The organism is Mycobacterium marseillense (genome assembly GCF_010731675.1).
In the GTDB taxonomy this organism is placed as follows: Bacteria; Actinomycetota; Actinomycetes; order Mycobacteriales; family Mycobacteriaceae; genus Mycobacterium; species Mycobacterium marseillense.
This window is the reverse complement of the sequence record NZ_AP022584.1, coordinates 3235810-3248789: the sequence shown is the minus strand read 5'-3', so window position 1 is coordinate 3248789 and position 12980 is coordinate 3235810. Positions and strand designations below refer to the sequence as shown.

The window sequence follows — 12980 nt, the reverse complement described above, 5'->3', positions numbered from 1 at the left end:
AGTTCAGTAAGGATTCCGTGTCAGTTGGTGCTGCGCAGCGCGGCGCTGCCGGCGCGACGGCCGGTGGCCTTCTTGGCCGGTTTACTGGCGGCCGCCCGTTTGGTGGGGGCCTTTTGGGGCGGCGATTTGCGCGGTTGGGGCTCGGGTTCGGGCTTGGTCGGCACCGTCGTCAGCTTTGCCCGGGGCGGCGGGGCCGACTCCTTCTGTTGGCGGGCGATCCGCTGCAACACCAGCGCCCCGCCGCCGACCGCCAGCAGCACCGGCCACTCGATCAGGCCGATGGCGCCGAGCGCCCCCAGGCCCACCGCGGCGGCCGTCGTCGATTTGCTGCCCTTGCTGATGCCCTGCTGAATGCCGTCCGCGGCGCCCTTGATGCCGCCGACGACACCGTTCACCGCCGCGCCGCCGACCGCGCCGGCGGTGGAGGTGGTGACCGATGCCGCACGATTCAGTGTTCGCCCTACGCTGCGAACCGCTCCGTCGACGACACCCATGTTGACTCCCTGGCCCAATTTCGTATTCATGCAATTCGCGTTCGCTGTTTTCATGTATACCGTGGATCGCACAGTTGAGGGGATCTACGGAATTGCGCTGCCAGTTAGCCTACGCCGGGTCGCAGCGTCAGTCGACGCGTACATCGATGAGAACGGGCGCGTGATCACTCGCGGATTTGCCTTTGCGTTCCTCGCGGTCGATCTGCGCGTCGGTCACCCGGCTCGCCAATGCCGGTGAGCCCAGGATGAAGTCAATGCGCATGCCCTGCCGCTTCGGGAACCGCAGCCGGGTGTAGTCCCAGTAGGTGTAGACGCCGGGCCCCGGCGCGAAAGGCCGCACCACGTCGGTGAATTGCGCCTCGACGATCGCGTTGAACGCGCGGCGCTCCGGTGCGGAGACGTGTGTGGCGCCGGCGAAGAACTCCATGCTCCACACGTCGTCGTCCTGCGGCGCGATATTCCAGTCACCGGCCAGCGCGATCGCGGCGCCGGGATCGTCGCGTAGCCATCCCTCTGCCGAATCACGCAGGGCAGCAAGCCAATCGAGCTTGTAGGCATAGTGCGGGTCGCCTAGTGCCCGGCCGTTGGGAACGTAAAGGCTCCACAACCGGACGCCGCCGCAGGTGGCGGCCAGGGCGCGGGCCTCGGCGGCGGCGGCGACCTCCGGCTTGCCGCTCCAGGTCGGCTGGCCGTCGAATCCGATCTGCACGTCGTCGAGGCCGACGCGCGAGGCGATCGCCACGCCGTTCCACTGGTTGAAACCGACATGGGCGACCTCGTAGCCGAGTTCGAAGAACGGCAGCGTCGGGAATTGGCTGTCGGAACATTTGGTCTCCTGCATGGCCAGCACGTCGACGTCGGCGCGGGCCAGCCAGTCGACGACGCGGGGCAGGCGGGAGCGGATCGAATTGACGTTCCAGGTGGCAATCCGCAGCGGGTCGCCGCCATCGCTGCGCGGCGATCGCAAGCGCGGTGAAGCCGGGCGCAGCGGGTCGCCGCCATCGCTGCGCGGCGATCGCAAGCGCGGTGAAGCCGGGCGCAGCGGGTCGCCGCCATCACTGAACGTGCCATCGGGCATGGGATCAGACGGTATCTCAGGCGCCCTGTCGGACCGGGAAGTAGCGGCGGTGGTGATGCAGCCGGAAGTCCAGCCACCCGGTGTCGGCCTCGGTATCGGGGACGGCGACGTAGCCGCGCGTGGCACCGCGACCCGCGCCCCACGCCAACAGCGCCTCGCACAAGGCCGTTGTGGCCCGGTCGTCGTCGCCCCGTATCGCTGACAGCCCGACCCAGCGCGGGCCGTCGGGTGCCTCGGTCACCGCGGCACGCGCGACCGCCGCGCCATCCGTCCCGAACATGAGCTCGCCGTCGCTGACCGCGGTGAGCACGTCGACGTCGACGTCGGGCCCGAATATCGACAGCCAGGCATCGTCGGGCTGCGCCGACAGGCGCACGGACGGGTTGGGTTCGCGCGCCGCCATCTCGGACACGTCGCGCACCAGGACACTCTCGGGGTGCTCACCGGTCGAGCCGGTCGGCACCGACAACAACCGGTCGGGTATGGCCAGTCGCGGGGTCAGGCCGCGGCGCCCATACCAGTCCGCGATCGCGGGTACGGTGCTGAGCCGGGCCGAAAGATCCAGCGGCACCGCCGAATTGGGGGGAAGTTCCGACCCGTGGCCGGCCCGCAGCAGCCAGCCCTCCAGCCAGGTGTGTTCGACGCCGGGCCAGGCCATGGCCGCCGCGTGCTCGAGCGCCCGGATGTCCGAGGTGCGCAACGGCGCGAACGTCAGCACCCGCAGCATCACCACGTCGGCGGGCCGGCAGTCGACGACCGCACCCGATTTCGTCTGCACCCGCACCACCGGGTCGACCGCGAGCAGGTGTCCCACCGCGTCGGTCAACGGCGGTACCGATCCCTCGGCGAGCCGGTATCGAACCATCACCCGCGTCCCCAGGGCCGGCCACGAGATCATCAGTGGCCGAACGGGTCCGGTCCCTCGCCGGGCAGCCACGAGAGGCCGGGAACGCCCCAGTTGTTGGACTTGACCGCCCGTTTCGCGCTGCGGGCGTGCCGGCCGACGAGGCGATCCAGATACAGGAAGCCGTCCAGGTGCCCCGTCTCGTGTTGCAGCATCCGGGCGAACAGGTCGTTGCCCTCGAGGGTGACCGGGTTGCCGTCGGCGTCGAGCCCGGTGACCCGGGCCCACTTGGCCCGGCCGGTGGGAAAGGACTCGCCGGGGACCGACAGGCAGCCCTCGTCGTCGTTGTCGGGATCGGGCATCGTCTCGGGTATCTCGGAGGTTTCCAGGACCGGATTGACGACGACGCCGCGCCGGCGCTCGGTGCGCCCGCGTTCGTCAGCACAGTCGTAGACGAAGACCCGCAAGCCGACCCCGATCTGGTTGGCCGCCAGCCCGACCCCGTGCGCGGCGTCCATGGTGTCGTAGAGGTCGGCGATCAACGCGGGCAGCTCCGCGGGCAGCGAACCGTCGGCAGCGACGGGCACCGGTTTCGTCGGGGTATGCAGGACGGGATCTCCCACAATGCGGATCGGAACGACTGCCATGGTCGGCTAAGCTACCGCACGCCCGTGGGCTGCTCAGCCGCCGATCTTCGGGGGTGGGCAATTAGGCCAATCGGCCGACTCGCGGGTCTGGATGACGGCTTGAGGGTTTGGGGCGTGTTTCAATATTCGCCGAAACACGCCCTTAGCTAAGTCAAGTCATTCGAGCAGTTCGGAATTCGCCGGAAGGGTCCAGGGGAAGCGATATGGACAGCGCCATGGCGCGGGCAAATCGATCGGGGGACGATTCTGACGTCGCAGATGGACTTACCCGCCGCGAGCACGACATCCTGGCCTTCGAACGCCAGTGGTGGAAGTTCGCCGGTGTGAAGGAAGACGCCATCAAAGAGTTGTTCTCGATGTCGGCGACGCGGTACTACCAGGTGCTCAACGCGCTCGTTGACCGGCCTGAGGCGCTGGCGGCCGACCCGATGCTGGTGAAACGGCTGCGCCGGTTGCGCGCGAGCAGGCAGAAGGCACGTGCGGCGCGGCGTCTCGGCTTCGAGGTGACCTGACTCGTTACAGTAGGGCTCGATGAAAGAACGAGTTCCCGACTCCACTGGGCTGCCCCTGCGGGCCATGGTGATGGTGCTGTTGTTCCTCGGCGTCATTTTCCTGCTGCTCGGTTGGCAGGCGCTCGGCACCTCCGGGAACTCTGACGACGATTCGGCGTCGCCGGTATCCAGCGCGACCGCCACCGCGTCGGCCACGTCGACGAGCAACAAGCCGGCGACCACCCAGGCCGAGGTGCAGGTGTACAACATCTCCACCAAAGAGGGTGTCGCCGCGCGCACCGGAGACCAGCTGACGTCCGCCGGCTTCAAGGTCACCAAGGTCGACAACATGACCGTGCCCGACGTCTCGGCCACCACGGTCTACTACACCGATGCCGACGACGAGCACGCCACCGCCGACGCGATCGGCAAAAAGCTGGGCGCCCCCGTCGAACCGCGCATTCCCGCGCTGAGCGGCGAGCCGCCGGGCGTCATCGTCCTCGTCGCGGGCTAGATCAGCGCCGGATTCGATCGCCCGACTCCTCCGCGAGCCGTTCCGGCTCGCATCGTCGCCGGGCTAGGCTGCTGGCTATGCGTAAGCTGCCCCCCTCACTGGTTCTGGCCGGTTGCGTCGCGCTGCTGGGCGCCTGCTCGACGCCGCAGTACGCGTCGTCCGTCCCGGGCACCACGCCCGCGGTCTGGACGGGATCGCCGTCGCCGCAGGGCGCCAAAGGCGCGGAGGCCGGGCCAGCGGAAGTGCCGACCGTCACCACGCACCTGAAGGCACCGGACGGCACCCAGGTCGCGGTCGCGAAGTTCGAATTCAACAACGGCTACGCGACGGTCACCATCGAGACGACCGCCAACGGCGTACTCGCGCCCGGTTTTCACGGCGTCCACATCCACAAGGTGGGCAAGTGTGAACCCAACTCGGTCGCCCCGAACGGCGGTGCGCCCGGGGACTTCCTGTCCGCGGGCGGCCACTTCCAGGTGTCCGGCCACGCCGGCGAGCCCGCCAGCGGAGACCTGACCTCCCTGCAGGTGCGCAAGGACGGTTCCGGGACGTTGGTGACCACCACGGACGCCTTCGCCATGGAGGACCTGCTCACCGGGCAGAAGACCGCGATCATCATTCACGCCGGCGCGGACAACTTCGCCAACATCCCCGCCGAGCGCTACAACCAGACCAACGGAACGCCGGGCCCCGACGAGATGACGATGACCACCGGTGACGCCGGCAAGCGGGTGGCGTGCGGTGTCATCGGTGCCGGCTAAAAGGCGTGACGCGCGCATCGATTTCGCCCGTTCGTCACGGCCGACCATCGGGGTGGAGTGGGAGTTCGCGCTCGTCGACGCGCAGACCCGCGATCTGAGCAACGAAGCCACCGCGGTGATCGCCGAGATCGGCGAAAACCCGCGCGTGCACAAGGAATTGCTGCGCAACACCGTCGAAGTGGTCACCGGCATCTGCCAATCCGCGGGCGAGGCGATGGAGGACCTGCGGCAGACCCTGGGACCCGCGCGCCGCATCGTGCGGGATCGGGGCATGGAGCTCTTCTGCGCGGGCGCACATCCGTTCGCGCAGTGGACCAGCCAGAAGCTCACCTCCGGCGCGCGCTACGCCGAGCTGATCAAGCGCACCCAGTGGTGGGGACGGCAGATGCTGATCTGGGGTGTGCACGTGCACGTCGGGATCTCGTCGCCGAACAAGGTGATGCCGATCATGACGTCGCTGCTGAACTACTACCCGCACCTGTTGGCGCTTTCGGCATCCTCACCGTGGTGGACCGGCGTGGACACCGGGTACGCCAGCAACCGGGCGATGATGTTTCAGCAGCTGCCCACCGCCGGACTGCCGTTCCAGTTCCAGACCTGGTCGGAGTTCGAGGGATTCGTCTACGACCAGAAGAAGACCGGCATCATCGATCACGTCGACGAAGTCCGCTGGGACATCAGGCCTTCCCCGCACCTGGGCACGATCGAGATGCGGATCTGCGACGGCGTGTCCAACCTGCGGGAATTGGGCGCGCTGGTCGCGCTCACCCATTGCCTGGTGGTCGATTTGGACCGCAGGCTGGAAGCTGACGAGTCGTTGCCCAGCATGCCGCCGTGGCACAACCAGGAGAACAAGTGGCGCGCGGCGCGCTACGGCCTGGACGCGGTGATCATCCTGGACGCCGACAGCAACGAGCGTTTGGTCACCGAGGACCTCGATGAGGTGCTCAACCGGCTGGAGCCGGTCGCCAAGAAGTTGAACTGCGTCGACGAGCTGGCCGCGGTGGCCGAGATACCCAGGCAGGGCGCGTCTTACCAGCGCCAGCGCCGAGTGGCCGAGGAACACGACGGCGACCTGCGCGCGGTCGTCGACGCGCTGGTCTCCGAGCTGGAAATCTGATGATGGAATCCCTTGAGCTGGCGATGTTTCCGCTCGAGTCGGCGTTGCTGCCCGACCAGGACCTGCCGCTGCGCATCTTCGAGCCCCGTTACGGCGCGCTGGTGCGGCACTGCGTGGACACGGGCGATCCGTTCGGGGTGGTGCTGATCTCGCAGGGGCGCGAGGTGGGCGGCGGTGATTCGCGTTGCGACGTCGGGGTGTTGTCGCGGATCACCGAATGCGCCGACCAGGGTGCGGGCCGGTACGCGCTGCACTGCCGGACCGGGGAACGCATCCGGGTGTGCGAATGGCTGCCCGACGATCCCTATCCGCGGGCGCGGATCACGCTATGGCCCGACGAGCCGGGCCCCGAGGTTTCGCCGGCCCAGCTGCTCGACGTCGAAGACCGCGCGGTGGCCCTGTTCGAGCGGATCGCGCAGGCGCGCGGGATCACCCTGCCCGGCCGCGAGGTCCTGTTGGGCCACGACTCGCAGGGCCCAGCGGGGGAGCGCCTGTTCGCGTTGGCCTCGCGCATCCCGATCGGCACGGCCGACCGCTACACGGTGCTGGCGGCCCCGACGGCCGCCGAGCGCCTCGCCGCGCTAAGCGAAGCCGTGAACGCGGTCGCCGAGGTGGTCGAGTTTCAGCTCTCCGAATAACACTGCGCGACAGGAGCTTACGATGAAGGTTCACCTCCAGGTGGACGGCTCTCCGGCGGGGGCGACGGCGAGCGCCGCCGAGATCGCCGCGAGGGGCGCGGACGGCCTGTTCACGTTCGAAGGCCAGCACGATGTGTTCTTCCCGCTGCTCCTCGCCGCCGGCACGACCGGCCTGGACCTCATGACGAACGTGGCGATCGCGCCGCCGCGCAGCCCGTTACACCTGGCGCACTCCGCCTACGACCTGCAGCTCTACAGCGGCGGCCGGTTCCGCCTCGGCCTCGGCTCACAGATCAAGGTGCACATCGAAAAGCGTTATGGCAGTAAGTGGGACAAGCCCGCCGCCCGCATGGCCGAGGCCATCGCGGCGATCAAGGCCATCTTCGCCGCGTGGGAGGGCCAGGGACGCTTGGACTTTCGCGGCGAGTTCTACACGCACACCGTGATGGCGCCGAACTTCAACCCCGGCCCGAACCCGTTCGGGCCGCCGCCGGTGCTGCTGGGCGCGCTCGGCCCGGTGATGACGCGCACCGCCGCCGAGGTCGCCGACGGTTTGTTGGTGATGCCGTTCAACAGCGCCCGCCATTTCGCCGAACGCACCGTACCCGCGATCGGTGAGGGGCTGCGTCGTTCGGGCCGGGCGTTCGGTGAGTTCACCATCATCGCCCAGGCCATGGTCGCGGTCGGCCGGGACGAGGCGGATCTGGCGGCCGCGGTCAACGGGGTGGCTTCGCTCATCGCGTTTTACGGCTCGACGCCGGCCTACCTGCCCGTGCTGCAGGTCGAGGGCTGGGCAGACGTCCAGCCCGAACTCAACACCCTGTCCAAGCAGGGGCGCTTCTCCGAGATGCGCCGGCTGATCAGCGACGAAATGGTGGCCCGGATCGGGATCGTCGGAACGCCCGAGGAATGCGCGCAGCAGATCGCCGCCCGGTTCGGCGAGCACGCCGGGGAGGTGTGCTGCTACTTCCCCGGCTACACGCCGCGCGACGCCGACGTCGCCGACCTGATCGGCGCCCTGCACCGAGCGCCGGCCCTGCCATGAGCGATGATCTCAGGGTCGAAGTCGATTCGGGCGTCGCGGTTCTCACGCTCAACCGGCCCGAGCACCTGAACGCCTACACCGCCGAGATGGGGGCGCTGCTGAGCCGGGCCTACCGCGAGTGCGACGAGGACGACGGCGTGCGGGCCATCGTGGTGACCGGGGCGGGACGCACCTTTTGCGCCGGCGCCGACTTCTCCGGCGGCGCAAGCCCGTTCGATGCGCCCGCCGATGACGGCACGTTCTCGGCGTCACCGATCACCCCGGCCGCCTTCGAATTGCGCAAGCCGGTGATCGCGGCGCTCAACGGCCACGCCATCGGAATCGGCCTCACGATCGCGTTGCAGGCGGACATCCGCATCGTCGCCGAGGACGCCAAATACGGTGTGGTGCAGGTTCGCCGGGGAGTGATCCCCGACTGCATGGCGCACTGGACGCTGACCCAGTTGACCACCCTGGGGGTGGCCGCGGACATCCTGCTCACCGGGCGCACGTTCGGCGGCGCGGAGGCCGTGACGCTCGGTATCGCGAATCGGGCGCTGCCCGCCGAGCAGGTCCTCGAGCACGCGCTGACCGTGGCCCGCGACATCGCGGTCAACGTGGCCCCGATGTCGGCCGCGCTGTGTAAGCGCCTGCTCTGGGACAGCGCGATCAATCGCTACACACCGCGGCAGGTCGCCGCGCTGGAAACCCAGCTGCACGAACGGGTGATGGGCGGGGCCGACGCCGGCGAGGGCGTCGCCGCCTTCCTGGACCGCCGCCCGCCGAATTTCACCGCGCGGCTGTCGCGGGAGTGGGCGCCGCTTCCCGAACCGTGAGCGCGGCGACTAGCCGCCGGAATCTGCCCGGCGTGTGCGCCGGCGTGGCGGGCCGGCGCCGGAAGTGAGCAGTTCGGCGAGTGCGACGCCGAGGTTGTGCAGGTTGGTCTCCAGCGAATAGGACCGATCCAGGGTCCAGTTGAGGATGCCCCCGGACAGCGCGCCAACCATGATGTCGGCCAACGTTTGTGCGTCGTGGCGCGCGCCGACCTCACCCCGCGCGACGCCCTCCTTGACCAACTCGACAAAGGTGTCGTGCAGGTTGGATCCGCGCTGGATGCCATAGCCGGTGGTGGCCAGCATTTCCCCGATCATCTCGCGGTAGGTGTCGCCCGACCCGGCCAGTGTGGCGGCGATGTCGTCGAACACACCGACCAGGCGCGCCGGGATCGCTTCGTCGGCGCGATCGAACACGACGTCGTGCAGGTTGACCAGCCGCTGTTCGGCGAGCGCGCGGATCATCTCCTGCCGGGTGGCGAAGTGATTGAAAAACGTTCGGTTGGCAACGTCGGCTTGTTCGCAGATCTCCTCGATGGTGGTGACCGCGACGCCGCGGTCCAAAAACAGGTCGAAGGCGGCGGTGAGAATTTTTTCCCGCACCTCGCGTTTGCGGCGCTCGAGCCTGCTCATGGTGTGGCGCAGAGCTTCTCGGAGAGTTCCCACAATTCGGCAGCGCGCCGGGCGTCGCGGGCGTGGGGCGCGGCCTCGCCGATCCCGCACGCCTCCAGGTAGAGACCGCCCCGGTCGGACAACTCGGGGCTCACCGCGGCCCACACCTGGGTAGCCGCGCCTTGTTCGGGCATGACGAAGTCGAGGAAGCCGTCGGAGGGCTCGCCGGCGTTGCCGGCGACAAGCTGGCGCAGCTGCGAGAAATCCGACCGGGACATGTACCGTGCGAGCGACGTGGCCACGGTGCCGGGATGTACGGCGTAGGCCCGGATCCCCGCGTCCCGCAGGCGCCGGTCGGCTTCCAACGCGTGCAGGATATTGGCCGTCTTGGCTGCGCCGTAGGCGGCGAACTTGTCGTATTCGCGACGCTCCCAGTTGAGGTCGTCGAAGTCGATGTCGGCCATGACGTGCCCGCCGGACGAGAGGATCACCACTCTGGCGCCGCCGGCGGCGGCGAGCCGGGGCACGAGGAGACGGGTCAGCTCGAAATGGCCGAAATGGTTTGTCCCGATTTGCAGTTCGAAGCCATCCTGTGTCCTGCCCGGCGGGGTGAACATGACGCCGGCGTTGTTCATCAACACGTCGATGACCGGCGCGAGGTCACCGATCGTGGCCGCCGCCGCGCGGACGCTGGACAGTGCGGCAAGGTCGAGCTGCACCGTCGATATCCGGGCTCGGGGCACCCCGGCCGCGATCCACGCAGCCGTCTCCGCCAGCGCTTCGCGGTCGCGGGCCGCCATGATGACGTGCGCGCCGGTGCCGGCCAGCGCCCGGGCCGACTCGCGGCCCAGGCCCGACGACGCTCCGGTGATCACACATGTCTTGCCGGACAGGTCGATTCCGTCGACCACGTCGTATGCGGTCGGATGTTCGGTCATGCCGTCGCCGCTTGCCACAGGGGGAGGACGACGGCGGGGTCGCACTCCTCGTCGACGATCCATTTGCACATCCGTCGGATCGGCTCGATGGCGTCCTGGGGCATGGCGATCGCGACACTGCACGCATACCCCAAGCTGGTCAGGCGCTGGGCGCCGAACAACGGCAGGGTGTCGCGCAGCCGGCGCTTGAGCGATTCGGGGTAGACGCCGATGGTCTGCGTGTAGGCGTTCACGGCGGCGGTCACCTTGTCGATGCTATCGACCGGCACGATGTTGGCGACACGACCGGACAACATTGGCGAATAGTCCACGGGCTCATCGATCTGCGAGATGACGATGGCCCCCTCGCGACGCTCGCCACCGACGACGCGATAGAAGTCCTCGGCCATCCGCGAGGACTCGACGTGGTCGAAGAGCTCCCGGCTGGGATAGCGCGGCGGGGTGCTGACCACCGCGGGTAGACGAACGAGTTCGGAGTAGATCAGTTCGCCCAGGCGGTTGGCGTCGGCAAGGCCCGCCGCGTCGGTTCCGGTGAGCGCATAGATGACGCGTGCGTTCGCGCACCCTTCCTGATTGGCCACACCGATGTCGATCGCGGCGCGGCGGGCCACTTCGCTGAGCGTCGCTTCGTCCGCGAATGCCTCCGCGCCGATGATGGTGGCGCTGCGCTTGGGGTCCAGGGCGATCAGCTCCAAGCCGGGCTGAATGTAGCGGGTCACGTGTTTGACCGAGGCCAATCCTCCCCAGGCCACGATCTTTTCGATGTGGTGCGGTTGGTAGAGGGCTTCCTCGACCGCCAGGTCGCCGCCCTTCCAATACCCGACGGCCAGGTGCTTGGTGATCGGGTGATCGGGTGCAATGTCGGCAAGCGTGCGGGCGATGGCGATCGCGGTGAGGGGATCGTTGGACGGGACCTTGACGATGACGTCGGACCGGGTGATCACGGACCGCAGGATCGTCACCGCCGAGACCAGGCCGCCATTGCCCGCCGGGATGTGCAGCACGCGGGATCCAAAGGCCCGCACGCGCAATTCACGGCCGTCGCGCAAGGTGTGCGGCACCCACCCGTTGAGGTAATCCAGGCCGACCTGAGTATCGGCGATTTCGGTGACGTTCTCGCGGGAAAACAGCGGCGGCAGCACCCGATAGCTGTTCTTGAGCATCTCCGCCGGCAGCACGTTGGCGAGCAACGAGGCTTCGTAGGCTTCCTGCAGGTGGGAGTTCGTCTCGAAGTCCAAAGCGTCGCCGAGGGCGGCCAGCACGTCGAGGATCTCGTCGAAGCTCAGCGCGTAGAGGTCGCTCATCTGCCCCGGATTCTTCAGCGGCAGGTGTTCGACGTACTTGCTCATGTCCGGCGCCTGGAATTGCGAGGCGCCGATGCGGGTCTCGAAGGGCACGAGATCATCGACGATGACCTGGCCCCGCAAGAACAGCGGGACGGTGTAGGCGATCACAGCTCGATGCCCTTCATGAAGTTGACCGCCTCGTCGTGCACCTCTTGCGTTGCGGCGCAGGTGATCCGGTCGTCGTCAACGCCCTGCTTCTCGCTGTAGCGGATGATGTCGGGTTCGAAGGCGACGCTGGTCTGCCCGCACGGGCACCGCAGATCCCAGTTGATGGTGACTTCGTCACCGGAGATGACGCCACCCCAGTGGGCGCGCAGCAGGATGTCGTAGACGGCAGCGCGGCCGGTCTGGACGCCGGTGCGGGGGAGCGGCTCGCTGGTGTCGGGATCGAGCACGAACGGGATGACCCACGGCGCCACGTGGTAGCGACCCTGGCTGCAACCCCAGTGAAAGGTGCTCGATTCGGAGAAGCCGTAACCGACCTGGATGCGGTCGACGCCGAGGAACTCCTTGATCACGTCCATGAAATCGTCAGGCAGCGCAATGCCTTTCATGCCGCCGCCGGTGAGGATCGCCGAGTCGGGGGCGAACACGTTTCGTACTCCGCGCTGCAGGCCGGCCTTGGCGATGTCATACATCAGGTGGTAGGTGCCCAGCATGAAGACGCGCTTCCCGCGCAACTGGTCGCTGAGCCGGGTGAAGAACGCTTCCATGTCGGCCGCCTGGCGTGCCTGCATGGCGATGAACTCATCCTTGCGCGCGGCCAGTGCGGGGTCGATTTCAAGTCGGTCGAGTTCACCGCGGGAGGCGGCCGCGCGCATCTTGGAGGCCAGAAACATCAGGTCGGTGTCGATCGCGCCCGGATACAGGGCGTGAAATCTGGTTTCGTCGCCGCCGGTGAAGCCGCGCTTGATCATGTTGGCGATGCGCAGATGGCCGAGCTTGCCGCTGGCGAAGTTGGGCCACACGACATCGACCGACGGATTGAGCTCCGCCTCGGTGGGTTCTTGGCCAAATGTCTGAAACAGACAGATCTTCCACAGCACCATGCCCTCTTCGGCGCCCTGCTTGTCCTTGGGCAGGATCGAAATGGTTCCCGTGGTGCCGCTGGAGGTGATGACCTCGAGCGGGGTTTGTTCGTCGAGGCGGTCGATCCAGTCGTCGATGCCGGCGCACCCCGCGGTGTCTACGCCCGACAAGTCGTAGCTGGTCAGCTTGTCCAGCCACCGGGTCAACAGGTCGAAGCGCTTCTTGTCGATCAGCGCCGCCGGGTACGACTTGAACGCCGTATGCGAGAACATCAGGGGCACAATGTCATCGAAGTCATCGAGCGCGCTAATGCCCAGCCGGTCGGCCAGCTTGCGCAGGATCTCGATGCTCCGATAGTGCTCGGCGAAGCGGACGCGCATGGCTTGACGCTGCAGCTCTTCGAGTTCCGGACGTTCGATGCTGTGCATCCGCGTATACGACTGGCCGAAGAAGCTGATCGGGTCGTTCATGAACTCGTTCAGCGGCCGCGCCGCGTGGCGCGTGATTGTCATCGGCGTCCCTCGATTCGTTGCGGCATCGCTCGAGGGTCACCATAGCCCGTGAATGCAGTGACACGCAATATTGCAGTCAACTGCAAAAAATGGAGCTGG

15 protein-coding genes are annotated in these 12980 nt (G+C 67.7%); 7 read left to right on the top strand and 8 right to left on the bottom strand.

All coding sequences use genetic code 11. The annotated features are described in order from the left end of the window. Window positions 1-20 precede the first annotated feature (20 nt). From G6N26_RS14935 to G6N26_RS14920, 4 genes are all read right to left on the bottom strand, one after another. A complete protein-coding gene (locus G6N26_RS14935; RefSeq protein WP_067167441.1) occupies window positions 21-494 on the bottom strand; it encodes a hypothetical protein in 474 nt (157 codons plus the stop codon). Window positions 495-621: 127 nt separating this feature from the next. Further along, the gene (locus G6N26_RS14930; RefSeq protein ID WP_067167489.1) at window positions 622-1428 is read right to left on the bottom strand and encodes an exodeoxyribonuclease III; all 807 of its coding nucleotides are present in this window, start codon (window positions 1426-1428) and stop codon (window positions 622-624) included. 160 nt (window positions 1429-1588) lie between these two features. Then, window positions 1589-2470: an N-acetylglutamate synthase, CG3035 family gene (locus G6N26_RS14925; RefSeq protein ID WP_083019482.1), complete on the bottom strand. Its 882-nt coding sequence runs from the start codon at window positions 2468-2470 to the stop codon at window positions 1589-1591. Then, window positions 2470-3063, bottom strand: a complete 594-nt coding sequence (locus tag G6N26_RS14920) for a peptide deformylase (RefSeq protein ID WP_067167445.1) — start codon at window positions 3061-3063, stop codon at window positions 2470-2472. The genes G6N26_RS14925 and G6N26_RS14920 overlap by 1 nt, the downstream gene beginning before the upstream one ends. Before the next feature lie 203 nt (window positions 3064-3266). Between G6N26_RS14920 and G6N26_RS14915 the strand changes: the two genes are divergently transcribed. From G6N26_RS14915 to G6N26_RS14885, 7 genes are all read left to right on the top strand, one after another. After that, complete coding sequence (locus G6N26_RS14915; protein ID WP_067167448.1) at window positions 3267-3575, top strand: DUF3263 domain-containing protein; 309 nt, start codon at window positions 3267-3269, stop codon at window positions 3573-3575. A gap of 19 nt (window positions 3576-3594) precedes the next feature. Continuing rightward, a complete protein-coding gene (locus tag G6N26_RS14910; RefSeq protein WP_083019480.1) occupies window positions 3595-4068 on the top strand; it encodes a LytR C-terminal domain-containing protein in 474 nt (157 codons plus the stop codon). Between the two features lie 77 nt (window positions 4069-4145). Next, window positions 4146-4829 (top strand): superoxide dismutase[Cu-Zn], encoded by a 684-nt coding sequence (gene sodC / locus G6N26_RS14905; RefSeq protein ID WP_067167452.1) that lies wholly within the window; start codon window positions 4146-4148, stop codon window positions 4827-4829. Then, a complete protein-coding gene (locus G6N26_RS14900) occupies window positions 4819-5949 on the top strand; it encodes a glutamate--cysteine ligase (RefSeq protein ID WP_067167455.1) in 1131 nt (376 codons plus the stop codon). The genes sodC and G6N26_RS14900 overlap by 11 nt, the downstream gene beginning before the upstream one ends. Next, entirely contained in the window at window positions 5949-6587 is a 639-nt protein-coding gene (locus G6N26_RS14895) for an LON peptidase substrate-binding domain-containing protein (RefSeq protein WP_067167457.1), read from the top strand. Before G6N26_RS14900 ends, G6N26_RS14895 begins: the two co-directional genes overlap by 1 nt. Before the next feature lie 22 nt (window positions 6588-6609). Continuing rightward, a complete protein-coding gene (locus tag G6N26_RS14890) occupies window positions 6610-7632 on the top strand; it encodes a TIGR03617 family F420-dependent LLM class oxidoreductase (RefSeq protein WP_083019478.1) in 1023 nt (340 codons plus the stop codon). Further along, window positions 7629-8447, top strand: coding sequence for an enoyl-CoA hydratase-related protein (locus G6N26_RS14885; protein ID WP_067167462.1), 819 nt, complete (start codon window positions 7629-7631; stop codon window positions 8445-8447). The genes G6N26_RS14890 and G6N26_RS14885 overlap by 4 nt, the downstream gene beginning before the upstream one ends. A 9-nt stretch (window positions 8448-8456) precedes the next feature. On the opposite strand, the gene G6N26_RS14880 is transcribed toward G6N26_RS14885, so the two are convergent. From G6N26_RS14880 to G6N26_RS14865, 4 genes are read right to left on the bottom strand one after another with little or no spacing between them, the layout of a single operon-like run. Then, complete coding sequence (locus tag G6N26_RS14880) at window positions 8457-9077, bottom strand: TetR/AcrR family transcriptional regulator (protein WP_067167465.1); 621 nt, start codon at window positions 9075-9077, stop codon at window positions 8457-8459. Then, window positions 9074-9994: an SDR family NAD(P)-dependent oxidoreductase gene (locus G6N26_RS14875; protein ID WP_083019504.1), complete on the bottom strand. Its 921-nt coding sequence runs from the start codon at window positions 9992-9994 to the stop codon at window positions 9074-9076. Before G6N26_RS14875 ends, G6N26_RS14880 begins: the two co-directional genes overlap by 4 nt. After that, on the bottom strand, window positions 9991-11448 hold the full coding sequence (locus G6N26_RS14870; RefSeq protein ID WP_082991314.1) for an acyl-CoA reductase: 1458 nt from the start codon (window positions 11446-11448) through the stop codon (window positions 9991-9993). The genes G6N26_RS14875 and G6N26_RS14870 overlap by 4 nt, the downstream gene beginning before the upstream one ends. After that, window positions 11445-12881 carry a long-chain-fatty-acid--protein ligase gene (locus G6N26_RS14865; protein ID WP_067167467.1) on the bottom strand — a complete coding sequence of 479 codons (1437 nt, stop codon included), beginning with the start codon at window positions 12879-12881 and terminating at the stop codon, window positions 11445-11447. The genes G6N26_RS14870 and G6N26_RS14865 overlap by 4 nt, the downstream gene beginning before the upstream one ends. Window positions 12882-12980: the final 99 nt, after the last annotated feature.

Coding starts and splice junctions, on each gene's coding strand:
- sodC (WP_067167452.1), top strand. CDS start 4,146: ATGCGTAAGCTGCCCCCCTCACTGGTTCTGGCCGGTTGCGTCGCGCTG.
- G6N26_RS14935 (WP_067167441.1), bottom strand. CDS start 494: ATGGGTGTCGTCGACGGAGCGGTTCGCAGCGTAGGGCGAACACTGAAT.
- G6N26_RS14910 (WP_083019480.1), top strand. CDS start 3,595: ATGAAAGAACGAGTTCCCGACTCCACTGGGCTGCCCCTGCGGGCCATG.
- G6N26_RS14920 (WP_067167445.1), bottom strand. CDS start 3,063: ATGGCAGTCGTTCCGATCCGCATTGTGGGAGATCCCGTCCTGCATACC.
- G6N26_RS14915 (WP_067167448.1), top strand. CDS start 3,267: ATGGACAGCGCCATGGCGCGGGCAAATCGATCGGGGGACGATTCTGAC.
- G6N26_RS14880 (WP_067167465.1), bottom strand. CDS start 9,077: ATGAGCAGGCTCGAGCGCCGCAAACGCGAGGTGCGGGAAAAAATTCTC.
- G6N26_RS14890 (WP_083019478.1), top strand. CDS start 6,610: ATGAAGGTTCACCTCCAGGTGGACGGCTCTCCGGCGGGGGCGACGGCG.
- G6N26_RS14875 (WP_083019504.1), bottom strand. CDS start 9,994: ATGACCGAACATCCGACCGCATACGACGTGGTCGACGGAATCGACCTG.
- G6N26_RS14925 (WP_083019482.1), bottom strand. CDS start 2,470: ATGATCTCGTGGCCGGCCCTGGGGACGCGGGTGATGGTTCGATACCGG.
- G6N26_RS14885 (WP_067167462.1), top strand. CDS start 7,629: ATGAGCGATGATCTCAGGGTCGAAGTCGATTCGGGCGTCGCGGTTCTC.
- G6N26_RS14865 (WP_067167467.1), bottom strand. CDS start 12,881: ATGACAATCACGCGCCACGCGGCGCGGCCGCTGAACGAGTTCATGAAC.
- G6N26_RS14895 (WP_067167457.1), top strand. CDS start 5,949: ATGATGGAATCCCTTGAGCTGGCGATGTTTCCGCTCGAGTCGGCGTTG.